At 69.8% G+C, this 20,426-nt stretch carries 13 protein-coding genes and 1 pseudogene; 7 read left to right on the forward strand and 7 right to left on the reverse strand.

What is annotated here, in order from left to right:
* Window positions 1-17 precede the first annotated feature (17 nt).
* The 4 genes from meaB to scpA are packed head-to-tail and all read right to left on the reverse strand — an operon-like array spanning window position 18 to window position 3,940.
* The gene (meaB, locus tag IE209_RS15585; RefSeq protein ID WP_189687869.1) at window positions 18-1,034 is read right to left on the reverse strand and encodes a methylmalonyl Co-A mutase-associated GTPase MeaB; all 1,017 of its coding nucleotides are present in this window, start codon (window positions 1,032-1,034) and stop codon (window positions 18-20) included.
* 2 nt (window positions 1,035-1,036) lie between these two features.
* Window positions 1,037-1,453, reverse strand: coding sequence for a type II toxin-antitoxin system VapC family toxin (locus IE209_RS15590; protein WP_189687870.1), 417 nt, complete (start codon window positions 1,451-1,453; stop codon window positions 1,037-1,039).
* Window positions 1,450-1,740 carry a hypothetical protein gene (locus IE209_RS15595; RefSeq protein WP_189687871.1) on the reverse strand — a complete coding sequence of 97 codons (291 nt, stop codon included), beginning with the start codon at window positions 1,738-1,740 and terminating at the stop codon, window positions 1,450-1,452. Before IE209_RS15595 ends, IE209_RS15590 begins: the two co-directional genes overlap by 4 nt.
* 49 nt (window positions 1,741-1,789) lie before the next feature.
* The gene (scpA, locus tag IE209_RS15600) at window positions 1,790-3,940 is read right to left on the reverse strand and encodes a methylmalonyl-CoA mutase (protein WP_189687872.1); all 2,151 of its coding nucleotides are present in this window, start codon (window positions 3,938-3,940) and stop codon (window positions 1,790-1,792) included.
* A gap of 116 nt (window positions 3,941-4,056) precedes the next feature.
* On the opposite strand from scpA, the gene IE209_RS15605 reads away from it, so the two are divergent.
* Both IE209_RS15605 and IE209_RS15610 read left to right on the forward strand, forming a co-directional pair.
* Complete coding sequence (locus IE209_RS15605; protein WP_189687873.1) at window positions 4,057-5,496, forward strand: short-chain fatty acyl-CoA regulator family protein; 1,440 nt, start codon at window positions 4,057-4,059, stop codon at window positions 5,494-5,496.
* 196 nt (window positions 5,497-5,692) lie between these two features.
* Window positions 5,693-9,820 carry a response regulator gene (locus IE209_RS15610; protein WP_189687874.1) on the forward strand — a complete coding sequence of 1,376 codons (4,128 nt, stop codon included), beginning with the start codon at window positions 5,693-5,695 and terminating at the stop codon, window positions 9,818-9,820.
* 19 nt (window positions 9,821-9,839) lie between these two features.
* Here the strand turns inward: IE209_RS15610 and IE209_RS15615 are convergent, their stop codons facing one another.
* Window positions 9,840-10,961: an ROK family protein gene (locus tag IE209_RS15615; RefSeq protein WP_229882873.1), complete on the reverse strand. Its 1,122-nt coding sequence runs from the start codon at window positions 10,959-10,961 to the stop codon at window positions 9,840-9,842.
* Window positions 10,962-11,241: 280 nt separating this feature from the next.
* Between IE209_RS15615 and IE209_RS15620 the strand changes: the two genes are divergently transcribed.
* The 5 genes from IE209_RS15620 (at window position 11,242) to IE209_RS15640 (ending at window position 18,765) form a co-directional block, all read left to right on the forward strand.
* Window positions 11,242-11,940 carry a gluconate 2-dehydrogenase subunit 3 family protein gene (locus IE209_RS15620; RefSeq protein WP_189687875.1) on the forward strand — a complete coding sequence of 233 codons (699 nt, stop codon included), beginning with the start codon at window positions 11,242-11,244 and terminating at the stop codon, window positions 11,938-11,940.
* 2 nt (window positions 11,941-11,942) lie between these two features.
* Window positions 11,943-13,712: a GMC family oxidoreductase gene (locus tag IE209_RS15625; RefSeq protein ID WP_189687876.1), complete on the forward strand. Its 1,770-nt coding sequence runs from the start codon at window positions 11,943-11,945 to the stop codon at window positions 13,710-13,712.
* A 10-nt stretch (window positions 13,713-13,722) separates the two neighbouring features.
* Window positions 13,723-15,078, forward strand: a complete 1,356-nt coding sequence (locus IE209_RS15630; RefSeq protein ID WP_189687877.1) for a cytochrome c — start codon at window positions 13,723-13,725, stop codon at window positions 15,076-15,078.
* Window positions 15,079-15,133: 55 nt separating this feature from the next.
* Window positions 15,134-16,645, forward strand: a complete 1,512-nt coding sequence (locus IE209_RS15635) for an ABC transporter permease/substrate-binding protein (protein WP_189687878.1) — start codon at window positions 15,134-15,136, stop codon at window positions 16,643-16,645.
* A 173-nt stretch (window positions 16,646-16,818) separates the two neighbouring features.
* Window positions 16,819-18,765: a secretin GspD/PilQ domain-containing protein gene (locus IE209_RS15640; protein WP_189687879.1), complete on the forward strand. Its 1,947-nt coding sequence runs from the start codon at window positions 16,819-16,821 to the stop codon at window positions 18,763-18,765.
* 51 nt (window positions 18,766-18,816) lie between these two features.
* Here IE209_RS15640 and IE209_RS15645 read toward each other — a convergent pair whose 3' ends face one another.
* Both IE209_RS15645 and gudD read right to left on the reverse strand, forming a co-directional pair.
* A complete protein-coding gene (locus tag IE209_RS15645) occupies window positions 18,817-20,253 on the reverse strand; it encodes an aldehyde dehydrogenase family protein (RefSeq protein ID WP_189687880.1) in 1,437 nt (478 codons plus the stop codon).
* Between the two features lie 15 nt (window positions 20,254-20,268).
* A pseudogene (gene gudD / locus IE209_RS15650) lies at window positions 20,269-20,426 on the reverse strand (glucarate dehydratase); the annotation flags it as partial.

Genomic DNA, 20,426 nt, shown 5'->3' on the forward strand with positions numbered 1-20,426 from the left:
CTAGCGGTTGTCTCTGTTCAGTTCGTCGGTACGGATGCGCTGGCCAGCAGCTGGCGCGCGGCGGTCGATGCGGCGATGCGGCCTTCGGTCACGGCGGTCACCATGTCGGGCAGCTGTCCGCGCACGGCGGGGTGGGCGCGGAAGGCCTGCTTGAGCCCGGTCTCGATGCGTTCCCACATCCAGGCCAGGGCCTGCTTCTGGCGCCGGGCCTGCAGGCGCCCGTTGGCCGTCTGCAGCGTGCGGAACTGCACGACCTTCTCCCAGAAACGGTCGACGCCCTCGCTGCGCAGCGCGCTCAGCTGCATGGCGCGGGGATGCCACAGGCTCTCGTCGTGGTGCGCATGGCCGGCGTTGCCGTGCATGCCCAGGAGCCGCAGCGACGAGGTGATCTGCGCCTGTGCGCGCGTCGCCGCGTCGGGGTCGATGTCGGCCTTGTTGATGACGACGAGGTCGGCGATCTCCATCACGCCCTTCTTGATGGCCTGCAGCTCGTCGCCCGCATTGGGCAGTTGCAGCAGCACGAACATGTCGGTCATGCCGGCCACGGCCGTCTCGCTCTGGCCCACGCCCACGGTCTCGACAATGACCACGTCGTAGCCCGCGGCCTCGCAGACCAGCATGGCCTCGCGCGTCTTCTCGGCCACGCCGCCCAGCGTGCCCGAGGACGGGCTGGGCCGGATGTAGGCGCGCTCGTGCACGGACAGCTGCTCCATGCGCGTCTTGTCGCCCAGGATGGAGCCGCCCGAGACGGTGGAGGACGGGTCGATGGTCAGCACGGCGACGCGGTGGCCCTCGCGGATCAGGTACAGGCCCAGGGCCTCGATGAAGGTGCTCTTGCCGACGCCGGGCACACCCGAGATGCCCAGGCGGAAGGCCCGTCCGGTGTGCGGCAGCAGCGCGGTCAGCAGTTCGTCGGCCTGGGCCCGGTGGTCGGCGCGGGTCGACTCCAACAGCGTGATGGCCTTGGCGATGGCGCGGCGCTGGGCCGTGCCTTCGCCGCGCAGAAGCGGCTCGGCCCAGGGGATGGATGGCATGTTCACAGGATCTCGAAAGCACGCCCGTCGGGCAGGCGGTAGCGGGAGAAGTCGCGCACGTCCATGGTCATGATGCGGGTGAGGCCCGAGTCGCGCGCCAGCCAATAAAGGGACGCATCCGCGAGGTCCATCTCGGTGCGCGGCTGCTGCGTGTACTGGGTGATGAATTCGCACATGTCCTGCAGATCCGAGACATCGAACGGGTAGACCTGCACAGCCCCGCCCGCCACCCATTGCAGCAGTGCGATCCGGTAACGCGGTCCGAGCAGGTGGCTGGCTTCCGTCACGCATGGCCAGGTCGTGTACATCTGCAAGGGCTGGTCCGGCTGCTCGATCGCGGAGCGGAAGTGCGCGTGGAAGCGATCCCCCCGGTCGAACAACGCCACCATCGGGCCGGCGTCGAGCAGGCAGGGAGTCAATCCGAGGTCCTCTTGCGCTGGGCCAGATAGGCCGCGTAGTCGTCCTGCTGCCCTGCATGCGCGGCCCGCAGGCTGGTGCGCAAGGCGGCCTTGTGGCCAGGCAGGGCGTCGTCGGGCACGCCTTCGGCCACGTGGTGGTGTGCCGCTTCGTCCATGACCTGGCGGTACAGCGCCGCCGGGTCCTTGCGCCCGAGCGCCCGTTCCACCGCCTCGACGATGAACTGCGACTTGGTGATGCCCTTGCGCTTGGCGGCGAGCTCCAGCTCCTTCTCCAGCAGTGGATCCATGCGGACAGAAACAGCCATGGCAATCTCCGATGAATACGGTATTACCGAATTACACCACGCCCGCCGTCGCCTTGCGAATCTGTTCCAGCACGTCCTTGGCGCTGGCCGGGATCGGCGTGCCGGGGCCGTAGATGCCCTTCACGCCGGCCTCGTACAGGAAGTCGTAGTCCTGGCGCGGGATCACGCCGCCGACGAAGACGATGATGTCGTCCGCACCCTGCTTCTTGAGTTCTTCGATGATGGCCGGCACCAGGGTCTTGTGGCCGGCGGCCAGCGTGGAGACGCCCACCGCGTGCACGTCGTTCTCGATGGCCTGGCGCGCGCATTCCTCGGGCGTCTGGAACAGCGGGCCCATGTCCACGTCGAAGCCCAGGTCGGCGAAGGCCGTGGCGACGACCTTGGCGCCGCGGTCGTGTCCGTCCTGGCCCAGCTTGGAGATCATCACGCGCGGGCGGCGGCCCTGCTCTTCGGCGAAGGCGTCGATCTCCTGCTTGAGCTTGTCCCAGCCCTCGGCCGAGTCGTAGGCCGCGGCGTAGACGCCCGTGACCTTCTGCGTGTCGGCGCGGTGGCGACCGAACACCTTCTCCAGCGCGTCGCTGACCTCGCCGACGGTGGCGCGCAGGCGCACGGCATCGATGGTGAGCGCGAGCAGGTTGCCCTCGCCGCTTTCGGCCGCCTGCGTGAGTGCGGCCAGCGCCGCCTCGACCTTGGCGGCATCGCGCGTGGCGCGGATCTTCGCGAGCCGCGCCACCTGGCCCTCGCGCACCTTCATGTTGTCGATGGACAGGATCTCGACCGGGTCTTCGTTCTTGAGCTTGTACTTGTTGACGCCCACGATCACGTCCTTGCCCGAGTCGATGCGCGCCTGCTTGTCGGCCGCGGCGGCCTCGATCTTGAGCTTGGCCCAGCCCGAGTCCACGGCGCGCGTCATGCCGCCCATGGCCTCGACCTCCTCGATGATGGCCCAGGCCTTGTCGGCCATGTCCTGGGTGAGCTTCTCCATCATGTAGCTGCCGGCCCAGGGGTCGATCACGTTCGTGATGTGGGTCTCTTCCTGGATGATCAGCTGGGTGTTGCGCGCGATGCGCGCGCTGAACTCGGTCGGCAGCGCGATGGCTTCGTCCAGCGCATTGGTGTGCAGGCTCTGCGTGCCGCCGAACACGGCCGCCATGGCCTCGATGGTGGTGCGCACCACGTTGTTGTAGGGATCCTGCTCGGTGAGGCTCCAGCCCGAGGTCTGGCAGTGCGTGCGCAGCATCAGGCTCTTGGGGTTCTTGGGCTCGAACTCGCTCATGATGCGGTGCCACAGCAGGCGCGCCGCGCGCATCTTGGCGACTTCGAGATAAAAGTTCATGCCGATGGCCCAGAAGAAGGACAGCCGGCCCGCGAAGTCGTCCACGTTCAGGCCCTTGGCCAGCGCGGTCTTCACGTACTCCTTGCCGTCGGCCAGCGTGAAGGCCAGTTCCAGCGCCTGGTTGGCGCCGGCTTCCTGCATGTGGTAACCGGAGATCGAGATCGAGTTGAACTTCGGCATGTGCTGGGCCGTGTACTCGATGATGTCGCCGATGATCCGCATGCTCGGCTCGGGCGGGTAGATGTAGGTGTTGCGGACCATGAACTCCTTCAGGATGTCGTTCTGGATGGTCCCACTCAGCTTGTCCTGGCTCACGCCCTGCTCTTCGGCCGCGATCACGTAGCCGGCCAGCACCGGCAGCACGGCGCCGTTCATGGTCATGGAGACGCTGACCTTGTCCAGCGGGATCTGGTCGAACAGGATCTTCATGTCCTCGACCGAATCGATGGCCACGCCGGCCTTGCCCACGTCGCCCGTCACGCGCGGGTGGTCGCTGTCGTAGCCGCGGTGCGTGGCCAGGTCGAAGGCCACCGACACGCCCTGCCCGCCGGCAGCCAGCGCCTTGCGGTAGAAGGCGTTGGATTCCTCCGCCGTGGAGAAGCCCGCGTACTGGCGGATGGTCCAGGGGCGCACCGCGTACATGGTGGCCTGCGGGCCGCGGATGTAGGGCGCGAAGCCAGGCAGGGTGTCCGTGTACTGCAGGCCTTGCAGATCGGCCGCGGTGTAGAGCGGCTTGACGGTGATGCCGTCGGGGGTGAGCCAGTTCAGTGCGGCCAGATCGCCGCCCGGCGCGGATTTGGCGGCCGCCTGTGCCCACTTCTGCAGATCGCCCTGATCCAGTGCCATGTTGCTTGTCCTCTTGTATTGCAGCCTCGCAATGTTCGCAAAAGAGCAGCACCTGCGCAACAAGTGAAAGTGCAAGCATTGCAAACTGCCTCTGCAATGGTGCAAACTTTGCGAATATGGCGAAAGCATTCATGGGTGTGCACCTGAAGACGCTGCGCGAGCAGCGCGGCCTCACGCAGGCCGCACTGGCGCAGGCGCTCAAGGTGTCGTCGAGCTACCTCAACCAGATCGAGAACAACCAGCGGCCCTTGACGGTCAACGTGTTGCTGCGCCTGCAGTCGGCCTTTGGCATCGACCTGCAGCTGTTTTCCGAAGACGCGCAGACGCGCCAGCTGGCCGAGCTGCGCGCGGTGCTGGCCGAAGGCCCGGACGCGGGCACGGTGCCGCAGGCCGAGGCGCAGATGCTGGCCCAGCAACTGCCGGCCGTGTCCAGGGCCATCCTGGCCCTGCACAAGCGCGCGCGCTCGGCCGAAGAGCGGCTGGGGCTGATCGCCGAAAGCAGCGGCGACTCGGCCGCCAGCACGCCGCTGCAGCCCTACGAGGAAGTGCGCGAGTTCTTCTATGCGCGCCACGAGCCGCTGGCGCAGCTGGACGAGCGCGCCGAGCAGGTCTACGCCCAGTTGCAGGACACGTTCGCGCCACCGCGCGCACCCAGCGCCGCCAAGCTGTTCGCCGCGCTAGAGCACCGCCTGCGCCGCCTGCACGGCGTGGCCGTGCGCTGCGAACTGGGCACCTCGGTGGCCGAGCAGCCGCTGCGCAGCTTCGACCCCGCCAGCCGCACCATCACGCTGGCCGCCGGTTTGAGTCCGGCCCAGCAGGCCTTCCAGTTGGGCGTGCAGCTCGCGTTCTTCGAGATGGGGGGCATGATCGATGCCTTCATCCAGGCCAACGAGTTCAGCACCGACGAGGCGCGCGCGCTTGCACGCATCGGCTTTGCCAACCACTTCGCCGGCGCACTGGTGTTGCCCAACCGCATCTTCCAGGAGAGCGCCGAGGAGCTGCGCTACGACATCGACCTGCTCAGCGAGCGTTTCGGCGTGGGCTTCGAGACCGTGGGCCACCGCCTGTCCACCATGCGCCACCCGCATGCGCAGAGCATCCCGTTCTTCTTCGTGCGCGTGGACCGGGCCGGCAACATGTCCAAGCGCCAGTCCTCCGCCGACTTCCACTTCTCGCGCACGGGCGGCACCTGCCCGCTGTGGAACGTCTACGAGGCGTTTTCGCAGCCCGGCAAGATCCTCACGCAGCTCGCGCGCATGCCGGACGGCCGCACCTACCTCTGGATCGCACGCACGGTGGAGCACCGGCGCGGCGGCTACGGCACGCCGCACCGGATCTTCTCGGTGGCGCTGGGCTGCGATGCACGCCACGCCAACCGCCTGGTCTACGGCGACGGGCTGGCCGCCGACGCGGCCGAGCGCGCCGTGCCGATCGGCTCGGGCTGCAAGGTCTGCGACCGAGAGAACTGCGTGCAGCGCGCCTTCCCGGCCATGGGCCGCCCCCTCAGCATCGACCCGAACGCACGGCGCTTCGCACCCTACGCACCCGCGGGCTGACGCGGTGGCTACGGCCACCCCGCACTGCGGGTTTCTCGCGGCACGCTGATGCGCAGCGGCCTGGCCGGCGGCTGCCGTCCTCTGCTACAAACGGTACCAACCGCAGGCAACGCGCTCGTCGTGTGCACAAGCCATCCGGCAGGATCGCGTCCACGCAACCGCGCCAGACTGCCCCGCCTGCTTTTGGAGCCGCCGCATGCCGCCACTGCCCGGGCCCCAGCCCGCCGAAGCCCCACCCCCGCTGCGGCCCATCCACCTGTGGACGGCCGCCGCGGCAGTGGCCTGGCTGCTGGCCACGGCGCTGGCCGGCCACCTGCTTTCCGACCGCATCGTCGGTGCCCAGGTCGAAACCCTCGCCGATGGCGCCCGGCTGGACGCCTCGGCCACCGGGCGGCTGATCGACCGCATGTTCGTCGAACTGGGCAGCGTCTCCAACATGGCGGCGCACCAGGTCGACGTGATCGAGGCTTCGCGGCGCTTCGTCGTCAACAGCCCCATCGAGACGGCGCAGACACCGGCCGAGCGGGCCGCCACGCTGTCGCAGGACCCGCTGGTGCGCAGCGTGGGCAACTACCTGCGCCGGCTGATCCAGGACCTGAGCTACGACCAGATGTTCGTGGTCAACCGCTCCGGCACCGTGATCGCCAGCGGCGACTGGACGGAGCCCGGCGGCCTGCTGGGCGCCAGCTACGGCGACCGCGACTACTTCTACCAGGTGCTGGTCGAGGGCGTGGGACGCCGCTTCGACATGGGCAGCGATGGCCGCCACCCCGGCTTCTACGTGGCCAGCCGCGTCGACGCGAACGACGGCACCTTCGGCGCGGTGGTCGTGCGGCTGGACACCGCGACCATGAACGAGATGCTGGCCGGGCAACGCGTCGCGGCCATCGTCGACGGCGACGGCATGGTGCTGGCCTCCTCGCGGCCGGACTTCGTGCTGCAACGCGTCGGCGCGCTGGTCGGCGAACCAGCCGAACCGCAGGCCGCGCCCTCCGGGGCGGCAGCGCCGTCCATGCTGCCCGTGCAGCGGCCGGCGCAGCTGCTGCATGCCAACCACTGGCTGGTCAAGGGCACGCCCTATGTGGTGGAGCGGGCCGACCTGTCCGAGCCGGGCTACCGGCTGCTCACGCTCAGCGCGCTGGACGCCGTGGCGCCCATGCGCCAGCTGCACCGCACCGTCACCGGCATCGTCGCCGCGCTGGGCCTGCTGCTGATCCTGCTGGCGAGCCGCTCGCTGAGCCAGCGGGCGCGCCACCGCCATGCTGCGCTGCAGGTCAACGCGGAGCACACGGCCTTCCTGCAGTCCGTGCTCGACGCCGTGCCGACGCCCATGTTTTACAAGGATGCGCAGGCGCGCTTTCTGGGCATCAACGCGGCGTTCGAGCAGGCCTTCGGCGTGCAGCCCCAGCAGTTGATCGGGCGCCGCGACGAGGAGCTGGACCCGCAAGGCAGCAACCAGGACCTGGCACTGCGCCAGGAGCAGCGCGCGCTGCTCGTCGAACGCGGCAGCTTCACGCGCGAGCAGAGCTTTCGCTTCGCCGACGGCCAGGCGCACCGAACGCTGTACTCGGCCAGCACCATCACGCGCAAGGACGGCAGGCCGGCCGGCCTGGTCGGCGTGATCGTGGACATGACCGAGCAAAAGCAGGCCGAGGAGGCCCTGCGCCACGCCAACGCACGCCTGCAGGTCGCCCAGGACGCCGGCAGCATCGGCCTGTTCGACCTGGACTTCGAGACCGGCAACCACTACTGGACGCCGCAGCTCGAACGCCTGTACGGCGTGGAGCCGGGCAGCTACGCCGGCGACTTCCTCGAATGGAACGCGCTGCTGCACCCGGACGACCAGGCACGCTCCGCGCAGACCTTCCGCGCCGCGCTGGCCGATCCGGCAACGCAGATGTACAGCGACGAATTCCGCATCGTGCTGCCCGACGGCAGCCTGCGCGTCGCGCAGGCCGTCGGCCGCATCGAGCGCAACGCCCAGGGCCGGGCCACGCGCGTCACGGGCGTGCACGTGGACGTGACCGAACTGGCCCGCGCCCGCGACGAGGCCGGCGCCGCCAGCCGCGCCAAGAGCGACTTCCTGGCCAACATGAGCCACGAGATCCGCACACCGATGAACGCCATCATCGGCATGTCGCACCTCGCGCTGAAGACCGAGCTGACGCCGCGCCAGCGCGACTACATCGCCAAGATCCAGCAGTCCGGCCAGCATCTGCTGGGCATCCTCAACGACATCCTGGATTTCTCCAAGGTCGAGGCCGGCAAGCTGGACGTGGAGTCCACCCCTTTCGACCTGGACGGCATGATGGCCACCGTCTCCGGCGTGGTGGCCGAGAAGGCCACGGCCAAGAACCTGGAACTGGTGTTCGACGTGGCGCCCGACGTGCCGCAGCAGCTCGTCGGCGACCCGCTGCGCCTGGGCCAGATCCTCATCAACTACGTCAACAACGCCATCAAGTTCACCGAGCAAGGCGAGGTCGGCATCGTGGTGCGGGTCGACAGCCTGCACCGCGCGCAAGCGAACACCGGGCCGCAGGCCGTGCTGCGCTTCGAGGTGCGCGACACCGGCATCGGCCTGTCGGAAGAGCAGATGGCCCGGCTGTTCCGCAGCTTCGAGCAGGCCGACACCTCGACCACGCGGCGCTACGGCGGCACCGGCCTGGGACTGGCGATCAGCAAGCAGCTGGCGGCGCTGATGGGCGGCGAGGTCGGCGTGCGCAGTGAACTGGGCAAGGGCTCGGTGTTCTGGTTCACGGCGCGGCTGGGCCTGGGCGAGCGCCGCGCGCCGGCCGCGCTGCCGCTGGTCGACCTGCGCGGCCAGCGCGCGCTGGTGGTGGACGACAACGCGCATGCCGCCAGCGTGCTCTCCGAAATGCTCGAACACATGTCGCTCAAGGTCACGACGGTGCACTCGGGCGAGCAGGCCGTGGCCGCCGCCCGCGCGGCGGCCGACGCCGGCCAGCCCTTCGACTTCGCCATGCTGGACTGGCGCATGCCGGGCATGGACGGCCTGCAGACCGCAGAGGCGATCCGCGCGCTGCAGCTCCAGCGTCAGCCCGAGTTCATGATCGTGACGGCCTATGGCCGCGACGAGATCGTCCAGGGCGCGCAGCAGGCCGGCATCGAGCATCTGGTGCTCAAGCCGGTCAGCGCGTCCGTGCTGCTGGACACCATGATGCGCGCCAGCCACGGCGCGGCCATGCCCGCCGTGGCGCCCGCGCCGGGCGCAGGCCGCAGCGGCGCGCTCGACGCACTGCGCGGCCTGCGCGGCGCCCGCATCCTGCTCGTGGAAGACAACGACCTCAACCAGCAGGTCGCCAGCGAGCTGCTGCGCGACGCCGGCTTTGCCGTCGACATCGCGGCCAACGGCCGCATGGCCCTCGACATGGTGCAGGCACGGGCCGACCGCACGCCGGCCTACGACCTGGTGCTCATGGACATGCAGATGCCCGTCATGGACGGCGTGACGGCCACGCGCCTCCTGCGCGAGGATCCGCGCCACGCGGCCATGCCGGTCCTGGCCATGACCGCCAATGCCATGCAGGCCGACCGCGACCGCTGCCTGCAAGCGGGCATGCAGGACTTCATCGCCAAGCCGATCGAGCCCGATGCGATGTGGCAGGCGCTGGCGCGCTGGCTGCAGCCACGCGCCGGCCTGGGCGCGGAGGCCGGCCCTCCTGCGCTCGCAGCGGCGACCACAGCGGCCACGGCACCGGCGGCCGGACTGCCCGTGGTGCCGGGGCTGGACACGGCCGCCGGCCTGCGCCGCGCGATGGGCAAGCAGGCGCTGTACCGCCAGCTGCTGGAGAAGTTCGCAGCCGGCCAGGCCCAGGCGCCCGAAGCCATCGTGCAGGCGCTGCAGGACGACGACCCGGCCACGGCGGAGCGCGTGGCCCACACGCTCAAGGGCGTGGCCGGCAACATCGGCGCCCACGATCTGCACCAGCACGCCGCGGCCCTCGAGGAGGCGCTGCGCGAACGCCGTCCACGGCCTGCCATCGACGCCACGCTGGCCGCAGCCGCGGCCAGCCTGCACGCGCTGCTGGACGCGCTGCGCCCGCACCTGGCGCCGGCTGCGGCCAGCGGCGCCCATGTGGCTGCACCGGCGGCCGGCCCGTCCGAGCAGGCCTTGCTGCAGCGCCTGGCCCGGCTGCTGGAGCAGGACGACGCGGAAGCCGCCGAGCTGCTGGCCGAGCACCAGGCCACGCTCGGCGCGGCGCTGGGCCCGCGCTACGCCACGCTGTCCCAGGCCGTGGCCGACTACGACTTCGAGGCCGCGCTCGACACGCTGCGCCAGGCCAACGGCCAGGCCGCGGCGTAGCGCGGGCCTTCGTCCGTCTTCAGTCCGCCGCCGCCTCGCGCGGCCCCTTGTTCACGTAGCTCGCGTTGCCAAGGCCCGTGCCGATGGTCAGCACGGCCCAGCGCTTGACGTCGCGCATGAACGGCAACTCCGACAGCCCCTGCACCACGGCGTCGTTGTGCATGAGCACCTGGGTCGCCTCCTGGCCGACCACGGGCAGCTTCTCGCGCAGCGCGGTCGGCAGGTGGAAGGTGTCGGCCGCCCAGTTGCCCGGCAGGTTCTGCGCGCCACGCGCGATGCTGCCGTCCTCGCGGATCAGGCCCGGGCAGGCGATGCCCACGAAGGGCGCCAGGCGGATGCCCCTGCGCCCCGCCCAGGCGATCATCTCGGTGAGCATGGCGACCAGCCCGTCCACCAGCGCGGTGCGGCTGGGCTCGTCGTCGGCATGGCGCCACTTGCTGCGCCGCACCACCTTGGCGCGGGACAGGTCCTTGGCCTTGTCGCGCCGGAACTTCACGATGCCGCAGCGCACGTTGGTGCCGCCGATGTCCAGCGCCAGCAGCGCGTCGGCATGCTCCACGAAGTGTGGCGGCGCCAGGTGCACCCAGCCGATCAGGCCGCCGTCGTCGGGCTCGTGGCGCAGCCGCGCAAGTTCCACCGGAATCTCCGCGACCTGGCACAGCGCAGCGGCCTGCAGGATCGCCAACTCGCCGACCTCGCTCTCCGGGAAGCCGCCGCCGATCACGATGCGCTGCACGCCGTGCCAGGCCTTCTGGCGCATGAAGCGCTCGATCACGTCGGTGAGCTCGATGGCGAACTCCTCGATCGCGCCGCGCACGATGTCGCCGGCCTCGGAGGCTGCCTTGCCGCGCAGCGCACGGTCCAGCACCTTCTTGCTGAGCTGGGCCGAGGGCAGATCGCCCAGCGGGTCGGCGCGGCCCTTGTCGCGGCAGCGCTTGCGCCAGCCGTCCAACAGCTTGCGGAACGCCGTCTGGCTGGCCCGGTCGCCGATGAAACCCTCCTCGTCGGCGACCTCCAGGTTGTAGCCCGCGATGTCGAGCGTGGGCAGCTGCGCCGTGCCATGGTGCGCGCCGACCACGCTGGGCATGTGGCGCTTCTTGGGCTTGGTCTTTTGCGGCGCGCGCGCTGCCTTCTTGCTCATCGTTGCCTGTCCTCGTTGGTGCTCGTCGGTGTGCGCCATGTGTGCGCTCGTTGCATGGTGGGGCGCCTCGTTCGTGCGGTCTGCGGGCCGAGCACGCCATGCGATCGGCGCCCTCGCGTGTTCGCTTGTAAGACAAGGCCCCGTCCCCGGTTCCGAGGCTGGCGACGCCTCTGCACCGGCTTACCATGTTTTTGCGGAGATTGCATCTCCGTCCACCACACCCGATCGGTGCACACAAAAAACCGCAAACACAACACTCCACACGACGAAGGGAATTCCGATGTCCGACCCCTCTGCGCCCCGCCGTCGCAGCTTCCTGCTGGCCTCCGGTGCCGGCGTGGCACTCACGAGCGTGCCCATCGCCTTCCATGCCAGCGCCAAGGACGCGCCGGTGCCGCTCGACCAGTACGAGCCCGCCTATTTCACGCCTGACGAATGGGCCTTCGTGCTTGCCGCCACGGCGCGGCTGATTCCGTCCGAAGGCGAAGGCCCGGGCGCGCTCGAAGCCCGCGTGCCGGTGTTCATCGACCGCCAACTCCAGGGCGAGTACGGCAGCGCGGCCGACTGGTACATGGCCGGCCCGCACGACCCCACCGCGGCGCCAGACCGGGGCTGGCAGACCCCGCTGAACCCGGCGCAGCTCTACCGCCAGGGCATCGCGGCCTTCAACGCCTGGTGCCAGCTGCGCTGGAGCAAGAACTTCCAGGCCCTGGCGCCCGCGCAGCAGGACGAGGCCCTGACCGCCCTGCAAAAAGGCGAGCCCCATCTGGCGCCGGAGCTGAGCATCTTCTTCTCCACGCTGCTCGCCAACACCAAGGAGGGCTACTTCGCCGACCCCCTGCACGGCGGCAACCATGGCATGCAGGCGTGGACGCACATCGGCTTTCCGGGTGCGCGCGCCAGCTACCGCGAATGGGTGGACCAGCACAACGTGAAGTACCCCCTGGGGCCCGTCTCCATCCGCGGCGAGAGGGCCTGACCATGGCACGCACCGAGAAGAAGAAGGACGTGGTCATCGTCGGTCTGGGCTGGACCGGCGCCATCGCCGGCATCGAACTGGCGGCCGAGGGCCTGGAGATCGTGGCGCTCGAGCGCGGCCGCGACCAGAACACCGTGCCCGAATTCAAGTACCCCAACCAGATCGACGAGCTGACCTGGGGCGTGCGGCTCAAGAACATGCAGCACCCGCGCCAGCAGACCGTGACCATCCGCCGCACGGATGCCGAGACGGCGCTGCCCTACCGGTCCATGGGTTCCTTCCTGCCGGCCAACGGCGTGGGCGGCGCCGGCACGCACTGGAACGGGTTGCTCTGGCGCCCGCAGCCGCAGGAGATCCAGCTGCGCAGCTATGTGAAGGAACGCTGGGGCGAGTCCATCATCCCCGCGGGCATGCACCTGATGGACTACCCCGTCAGCTATGACGAACTGGAGCCGCACTTCACGCGCTTCGACCAGGTCGCCGGCATCTCGGGCAAGGCCGGCAACCTCAAGGGCCAGATTCAGCCAGGGGGCAACCCTTTCGAGGGCTGGCGCTCCACCGAGTACCCCATGCCGCCGCTGCCACCGACCTACGACGCCAGCCTGTTCGGCAAGACCTGCGAGGCCATGGGCTACCACCCCTTCCCCGCACCGGCCGGCATCGCGTCCACGGCCTACGTGAACCCCTACGGCATGCAGATGGCGCCCTGCAACTTCTGCGGCTTCTGCGAACGCTACGGCTGCTACCAGTATTCCAAGTCGTCGCCGCAGACGGCCATCCTCGACGCGCTCAAGCGCAAACCCAACTTCAGCTACCGCACGCATGCCGAGGTGCTGCGCATCGAGAGCGCGGCCGACGGCAAGACGGCCACCGGCGTCACCTACTTCGACGCGATCCGCCAGGAAGAGGTGTTCCAGCCGGCCGACCTCGTGATCCTGTCGGCCTTCCAGCTCAACAACGTGCACCTGCTGTTGGTCTCGGGCATCGGCGAGGTCTACGACCCGGTGACCGACCGCGGCGTGACGGGCAAGAACTACGCCTACCAGATGAACGGCGGCGTGACCATGTTCTTCAAGGACGCCAACTTCAACCCCTTCATCGGCCACGGCGCCAACGGCATCTGCATCGACGACTTCAGCGTCAACCAGAACGACTTCGGCGCGCTGGGCTTCATCGGCGGTGCCTACTGGCGGGCCGGCACCTTCAACGGCCAGCCCATCCGCTCGATGACGCTGCCGCCCGGCACGCCCGGCTGGGGTGCCGAGTGGAAGAAGTCGATCAAGCAGTGGTATGGCCGCTCGATGTCCATCGGCACGCACGGCTCGCACATGGCCTACCGCGCCAACCACCTGGACCTGGACCCGACCTACAAGGACCCACACGGCCGCCCGCTCATGCGCATGACCTTCAACTGGCAGGACAACGACCTGAAGATGAACCAGTACATGAAGGTCAAGGCCGGCGAGGTCGGCCAGGCGATGAAGCCCGACCTGATCCAGCTGGGCTTCAAGGGCGAAGGCGCCATGTTCGACGTGCGGCCCTACCAGACCACCCACACGACGGGCGGGCACATCATGTCGGCCAATCCGCGCGAAGGCGTGGTCAACCGCTACTGCCAGAGCTGGGACCGGCACAACGTGTTCACCATGGGGGCGGGCAACTTCGTGCAGAACACGCAGTACAACCCCACGGGCCTGGTCGGCGCGCTGGCCTACTGGACCGTGCATGCGATCCGCACGCAGTACCTGCGCGATCCGCGCCCGCTGGTCTGAGGAGCGCGCCATGAGAACCCTCCTCCGCATCCTGGGTGCGCTGGTCGTGCTGGGCGTCTTGGCGGCGCTGGCCCTGGTCTTCGTGCCCTTACGCCTGACGCCGCCGCAGGAAGCGCTCGCGGCCGACTGGCAGCCCGAGCCGGGCCGCGGCGCCTACGTCATGCGTGCCGGCGACTGCGTGGCCTGCCACACGGCCGACGGCGGCGCGTCGCTGGCCGGCGGCCGCGGCATCGCCAGCCCCATGGGCACGATCTGGTCCTCCAACATCACGCCCGACAAGGAGACCGGCATCGGCAACTGGACGCTGGACCAGTTCCGCGCCGCCATGGTCGACGGCGTGAACGCGCACGGCCAGCACCTGTACCCGGCCATGCCGTACGAGAACTACCGCTTCATGCAGGAGCGCGACATCCGCGCGCTGTATGCCTACCTCATGCACGAGGTGCCGCCGGTGCGCAACGCGGTGCAGGACACGCGCTTGCAGTTCCCGTTCAACCTGCGCTTCGGCATCCGGGCCTGGAACTGGCTCGCACTGCGCGGCGACCCGCGCTGGCAGCCGGCCAGCGCCGATGCACAGCGCGCGCGCGGCCAGTACCTCGTCGAAGGCCCGGGCCATTGCGCCGCCTGCCACAGCCCGCGCACCTTCTACATGGCGCAGAACGGCACGCGGTTGGGCGATGCGGCCTTCCTCACGGGGGGCGTGCTCGACGGCTGGACCGCGCCGGCGCTGCGCGGTGCCGACGCACCGATCCGCAACTGGTCCGTGGCCGAACTGGCGGCCTACCTCGCGACGGGCCGCAATGCCCATGCGGTGGCCAATGGCGAGATGGCGCTGGCGATCGAGCACTCGCTGCAGCACCTGACCGACCAGGACCTCGTCGCCATGGCGGCCTTCCTGCGCGGCATGGACGGCCAGCCGGTCGGGCCCTTGCCGGACCAGGTGGCCGCGCCCGGGCCGCGCGCCATGCCGGCCCCCGCGGCCGACGACGCCGGGCAGGCCACCGCGAAGATGCTGACCGCCGCCACGCCGGCCATGCCGCTGGGTGCACGCCTGTACCTGGACAACTGCGCCGCCTGCCACTTCGACACCGGCAAGGGCGCGGCCGAGATCTTCCCGGCGCTGCAGGGCAACGCGCTCGTGCAGGGCCGGGACCCGGGCCCGCTGCTGTCCATCATCCTGCACGGCACCGCCGCGCCTTCCACCGACCGCCGGCCCATGCGCCTGGTCATGCAGGGCTACGCCGACCGCCTGAACGACGAAGAGGTCGCCGCGCTGGCCGACTTCGTGCGTTCGGCCTGGGGCAACGGCGCCGGCACCGTCTCGGCGCAGCAGGTGGCGGCCGCCCGCTCCGCGAAGCGGCACTGAGCGCGCGCGGCGCAGCGGCCGGGCCCGGCCCTGCGAGGCCCACTACACTGGGCCGATGCCTGCCCTGCGCCGCCTCCTGACCCTGGCCTGCTGTGCACTGTGGCTGGCCACGGCCGGCCACGGTGCCCATGCCGCCGACGAGGGCGCGCTGCGCGTCGGCTCCAAGCGCTTCACCGAGTCCTACATCCTGGCCGAGATCTTGGCCCAGACCGCCGCGCCCCAGCTGCGCAGCCCGCCCACCGTGCGCCAAGGCCTGGGCAACACCGCCATCGTCTATGAGGCACTGCGTTCGGGCGCGATCGACCTCTATGCCGAGTACACCGGCACGATCTCGGCCGAGATCCTGCGCAGCCCCGCACCGCTCACGCGCGAGGCCATGCAGCAGCAACTCGCGCCGCTGGGCCTGGGCGTGGCGATCCCGCTGGGCTTCAACGACGGCTATGCCTTCGCGATGCGCTCGAGCGAGGCCGAGCGCCTGGGCATCCGCCGCCTCAGTGACCTGGTTCGGCATCCCGAGCTCAAGCTCGGCCTGTCCAACGAGTTCATCGGCCGCGCCGACGGCTGGCGCGGCGTGGCACAGCGCTATGGCCTGCCGCACACGCCGACGGGGCTGGACCACGGCCTGGCCTACGACGCCGTGACGGCCGGCCAGATCGATGTGATCGACATCTACACCACCGACGCCAAGATCGACCATCTGGGCCTTGCGGTGCTGGAGGACGACCGCGCCTATTTCCCGCGTTACGACGCGGTGGTGCTGTACCGGCTGGACGTGCCGCAGCGCCTGCCGCAGGCCTGGGCCGCGCTGCAGCGGCTCGAAGGCCGCATCGACGAGCGCGCCATGATCGCCATGAACGCGCGCGCGGAGCTGCAGGGCCAGGCCTTCGACCGCATTGCGCGCGACTTCCTGGCCGGCGGTGCGGTGGCGGCCGACCATGCGGGGGGCTTCATGGCGCGGCTGCTCGGCCCCGACCTCCCCCGGCTGGCGCGCGAGCACCTGATGCTGGTGGCGGTCTCGGTGGGCCTGGCCACGCTGCTGGGTGTGCCGGTGGCGATCTGGGTCTTCCCGCACCTGCGGCTGCGGGCCATCGTGCTGGGTGCGGCCGGGCTGCTGCAAACGGTGCCCTCTCTCGCACTGCTGGCCGTGCTGATCTCGGCGATCGGTGCCATCGGCACGCTGCCCGCGCTGATCGCGCTGACGCTCTATTCGCTGCTGCCCATCATGCGCAATGCCGTGACCGGGCTGGCCGACGTGTCCGACGGGCTCAAGCAAGCCGGCACGGCCCTGGGCATGACGCCGGGCCAGAACCTGCGGCTGGTGCAGCTGCCGCTGGCCCTGCCCACGCTGGTCGCGGGCGTGCGCACGGCCACCACGATCGCCATTGGCACCGCCACCATCGCGGCCTTCATCGGCGCGGGCGGCTTCGGCGAGCGCATCGTCACGGGCCTTGCGCTCAACGACAAGCAACTGTTGCTGGCCGGCGCCGTGCCCGCCGCGGCGCTGGCACTGCTCAGCGAGGCGGTGTTCGAGCTGCTGGAGTGGTTGCTGCGCCGCTGGCGGCGCTGAGCCGGCAGCCGAGGGCCCGGAACGGCGCGGTTCCGTGACGCCGAGCGCACCGAACGCACGGCGCAGCACGCTTCTTCGCAAAGCTATACACGAGCCACACAGGGGCAGCACAGCGGCTGCCCAGAATGCGGCGCTCGCCGTTCCGACGGGCTTTCGCGCGCCCGCCCTGTCCCATGAGATTTCCTCCCGGCCTCCCCTGTCTCGGGGCCTCGCTGCTGCTGTGCGGCCTAGGCCTGTCGCCCGCCCTGGCCGGTGACACACCGCCATCGAACACGGTCACGTTGGACTTCGTGGACGCCGACATCCAGGGCGTGGCGCGCACCCTGAGCGTGATCACCCAGCGCAACACCGTGGTGGATGCGCGCGTGAAGGGAACGCTGTCGCTGAGCGCGGAAACACCGGTCACCCCGGTCCAGGCCTGGGCGCAGTTCCAGGCGGCCCTGCGCCTGCAGGGCTACGCCGTGGTGGAGACCGCCGGGCTGTACAAGATCGTGCCCGAGGCCGATGGCAAGCTGCAGTCCGCCGCGGTGCAGGTGGCGGCCAGCCCGCTGCGCGGCGACCAGATCGCGACCGAAATCTTCCGGCTCAGCCATGAGAGCGCCAGCAGCCTGGTGCCCGTGCTGCGGCCGCTGATCAGCCCGAACAACGTGCTCAGTGTCGCCACCGGCAGCAACGCGCTGGTGATCACGGACTACGCCAGCAACCTCGCGCGTCTGCGCACCCTCATCGCCGCGCTGGACACGCCCAGCGCCACCGATGTGGAAGTCATGCCCCTGCAACACGCAGTGGCGGCCGACCTGGCGGCGACCGTTCAGCGTCTGGCCGAGACGGCCGGCAACCCATCGGGTGCCGGTGCGAACGCCACCGGTGCAGCAGCCGCGGCGACCGCCGGTGCCAGCGCCACGGCCGCTGCCGGCGCCGCAGCCGGCGCATTCATCGTTGCGGACCCGCAGAGCAACAGCCTGCTGGTGCGCGCGCCCAACCCGGTGCAGTTGGCCTTCATCCGCGCCCTCGTGGCACGGCTCGACCAGCCGCGCAGGAACGCCAACGTCCACGTCGTCTACCTGAAGAACACCGACGCCACCCGCCTGGCCCAGGTGCTGCGCGCGGCGTTTCCGGCAGAGGCCGCGGGCGGCAACCGCGCCAGCGCGTCCTCCCCGACGGCCGCGACGTCCAAGGCCACCGCCGGCAGCTCGACCAGCAGCACCGACAGCACATCGCAATCCACGGCCGCGGTGACCGCCACGGCACAGCCGTCCACCGGTGGCGAGATCCAGGCCGACCCGGCCAGCAACGCGCTGGTCATCAGCGCGCCCGAGCCCCGCTTCCAGGAGATGCGCCTGGTCATCGAGCAACTGGATGCGCGCCGCGCCCAGCTCTGCGTGGAATCGCTGGTGGTGGAGGTGGACGCCAGCCGCAGCGTGGACCTGGGCGTGCAGTGGAGCAAACTCTTCGACATCAGCAGCAGCACCGCGCTGACCCTGGGCACGGTGGCCACGGCGCTGGAGTCGATGGCGGGCACCAACATCCTGTCCACCGCCAACCTGGTCACACTGGACAACGAGGAGGCCAAGATCGTGGTGGGGCAGAACGTGCCCTTCGTCACGGGCTCGTACACCAGCACCAGCAACAGCAACCCGTTCCAGACCGTGGAGCGCAAGGATGTAGGCATCACCTTGCGCATCCGGCCCCAGATCGGCCAGAACGGCAACATCCGCATGGCGATCTACCAGGAGTCCTCGTCCGTGGCGTCGACCAGCAGCACGCTCGGGCCGACCACCAACAAGCGCTCCATCGAATCGAGCGTGGTGGTCAACGACGGCAAGATCCTCGTGCTGGGCGGCCTGATCGAAGACAGCGCCACGGACAGCGCCGCGCAGGTGCCGGCAGTGGCCGACATGCCGGTGCTCGGCGCCCTGTTCCGCAGCATCAGCCGCGCGCGCAAGAAGACCAATCTGATCGTCTTCCTGCGGCCCACCGTGATGGCCGACGAGAACGCCAGCAGCGCACTGTCGCTGGACCGCTACGACTACATCCGCGCCCAGCAGCAGGCCCTGCCGGCCGACATCCACCAACTGCCCAAGGACAAGCCGCCGTTGCTGCCGCGCGCGCCGCGCTGACAAAGAAAAGGCCCGGTCCTTGCGGACCGGGCCTCTGTGCTGCCTTGTGCTTCAGGCCTGCGTGTAGGCCGTCTTCACGGTGGTGAAGAACTCCTGCGCGTACTTGCCTTGCTCGCGCGGGCCGTAGCTCGAACCCTTGCGGCCGCCGAAGGGCACGTGGTAGTCCACCCCGGCCGTCGGCAGGTTCACCATGACCATGCCGGCCTGGCTGTGGCGCTTGAAGTGCGTGGCGTACTTCAGGCTCGTGGTGGCGATGCCGGCGGACAGGCCGAACTCGGTGTCGTTGGCCGTCGCCAGCGCTTCCTCGTAGTCCTTCACGCGGATCACGCTGGCCACCGGGCCGAAGATCTCTTCCTTGTTGATGCGCATGGTCTTGGCGCTTTCGCTGAACAGGGCCGGGGCCATGTAGAAGCCGTCGGTGGAGAGCTTCAGGCGCTCACCGCCAGCGGCCAGCGTGGCGCCCTCGTCCTTGCCGATCTGGATGTACTCCAGATCCTGGTCGAGCTGGCTCTGGCTGGAGACCGGACCGATGTCCGTGCCCTGCGCCAGCGCGTCGCCGACCTTGATCTTGGCCATGCGGGCCTTCATCGCTTCGATGAACTTCGGGTAGATGCCCTCGGTCACGATCAGGCGGCTGGAGGCCGTGCAGCGCTGGCCCGTGGAGTAGAAGGCGCTCTGCACGCTGAGTTCGACGGCCTGGTCCAGGTTGGCATCGTCCAGCACGACCTGCGGGTTCTTGCCACCCATCTCCAGCTGCACCTTCTTGCCGCTCTTGACGCATTCGAGCGCAATGCTGCGGCCCACGCCGGTCGAACCGGTGAAGCTGATCGCGTGGATGCCGGCATGGCCGACCAGCGCATTGCCGATCACGCTGCCGCGGCCCATGACCAGGTTGAACACGCCGGCCGGGATGCCCGAGCGGCTGATGATCTCCGCGAGCGCCCAGGCGCAGCCCGGCACCAGGTCGGCGGGCTTGAGGACCACGCAGTTGCCGAACGCCAGGGCGGGAGCGATCTTCCAGGCCGGAATCGCGATCGGGAAGTTCCAGGGCGTGATGAGGCCCACCACGCCGACCGGCTCGCGCGTGATCTCCACGCCGATGCCGGGACGCACCGAGGGCAGCGTCTCGCCGGCCAGGCGCAGGCATTCGCCCGCGAAGAACTTGAAGATGTGGCCGGCGCGGGTGGCCTCGCCGATGCCCTCGGCACGGGTCTTGCCCTCTTCGCGGGCCAGCAGCGTGCCCAGCTCTTCCTTGCGCGCCAGGATCTCGGTGCCGATCTTGTCCAGCGCGTCGCTGCGCGCCTGCACCGAGCCCGTGGCCCAGGCCGGGAAGGCGGCGGTGGCGGCGGCCACGGCGGCATCGACCTGGGCTGCATCGCCCTGGGCGTACTGGCCCAGCACGTCGGCCAGGTTGCTGGGGTTCAGGTTGGGGCTGTAGCTTTGGCCCGCGACCCATTCGCCGTTGATCAGGTTGTCATGGTTCTGCATCGAAATACTCCAGGTTCAGCGCACCATGCAGGGGCGCTTGTTGTCGAACTTCCAGTTCGGGATCAGGTACTGCATGGCCACGCCGTCGTCGCGCGCACCCAGGCCGTGCTGCAGGTAAAGCTGGTGGGCCTTCTCGACCTCGGCCATGTCCAGCTCCACGCCCAGGCCCGGCT

This window comes from Pseudorhodoferax aquiterrae, from assembly GCF_014652235.1.
Classification (GTDB): Bacteria; Pseudomonadota; Gammaproteobacteria; order Burkholderiales; family Burkholderiaceae_C; genus Pseudorhodoferax; species Pseudorhodoferax aquiterrae.

Coding starts and splice junctions, on each gene's coding strand:
- meaB (WP_189687869.1), bottom strand. CDS start 1,034: ATGCCATCCATCCCCTGGGCCGAGCCGCTTCTGCGCGGCGAAGGCACG.
- IE209_RS15595 (WP_189687871.1), bottom strand. CDS start 1,740: ATGGATCCACTGCTGGAGAAGGAGCTGGAGCTCGCCGCCAAGCGCAAG.
- scpA (WP_189687872.1), bottom strand. CDS start 3,940: ATGGCACTGGATCAGGGCGATCTGCAGAAGTGGGCACAGGCGGCCGCC.
- IE209_RS15605 (WP_189687873.1), top strand. CDS start 4,057: ATGGCGAAAGCATTCATGGGTGTGCACCTGAAGACGCTGCGCGAGCAG.
- IE209_RS15610 (WP_189687874.1), top strand. CDS start 5,693: ATGCCGCCACTGCCCGGGCCCCAGCCCGCCGAAGCCCCACCCCCGCTG.
- IE209_RS15615 (WP_229882873.1), bottom strand. CDS start 10,961: ATGAGCAAGAAGGCAGCGCGCGCGCCGCAAAAGACCAAGCCCAAGAAG.
- IE209_RS15620 (WP_189687875.1), top strand. CDS start 11,242: ATGTCCGACCCCTCTGCGCCCCGCCGTCGCAGCTTCCTGCTGGCCTCC.
- IE209_RS15625 (WP_189687876.1), top strand. CDS start 11,943: ATGGCACGCACCGAGAAGAAGAAGGACGTGGTCATCGTCGGTCTGGGC.
- IE209_RS15630 (WP_189687877.1), top strand. CDS start 13,723: ATGAGAACCCTCCTCCGCATCCTGGGTGCGCTGGTCGTGCTGGGCGTC.
- IE209_RS15635 (WP_189687878.1), top strand. CDS start 15,134: ATGCCTGCCCTGCGCCGCCTCCTGACCCTGGCCTGCTGTGCACTGTGG.
- IE209_RS15640 (WP_189687879.1), top strand. CDS start 16,819: ATGAGATTTCCTCCCGGCCTCCCCTGTCTCGGGGCCTCGCTGCTGCTG.
- IE209_RS15645 (WP_189687880.1), bottom strand. CDS start 20,253: ATGCAGAACCATGACAACCTGATCAACGGCGAATGGGTCGCGGGCCAA.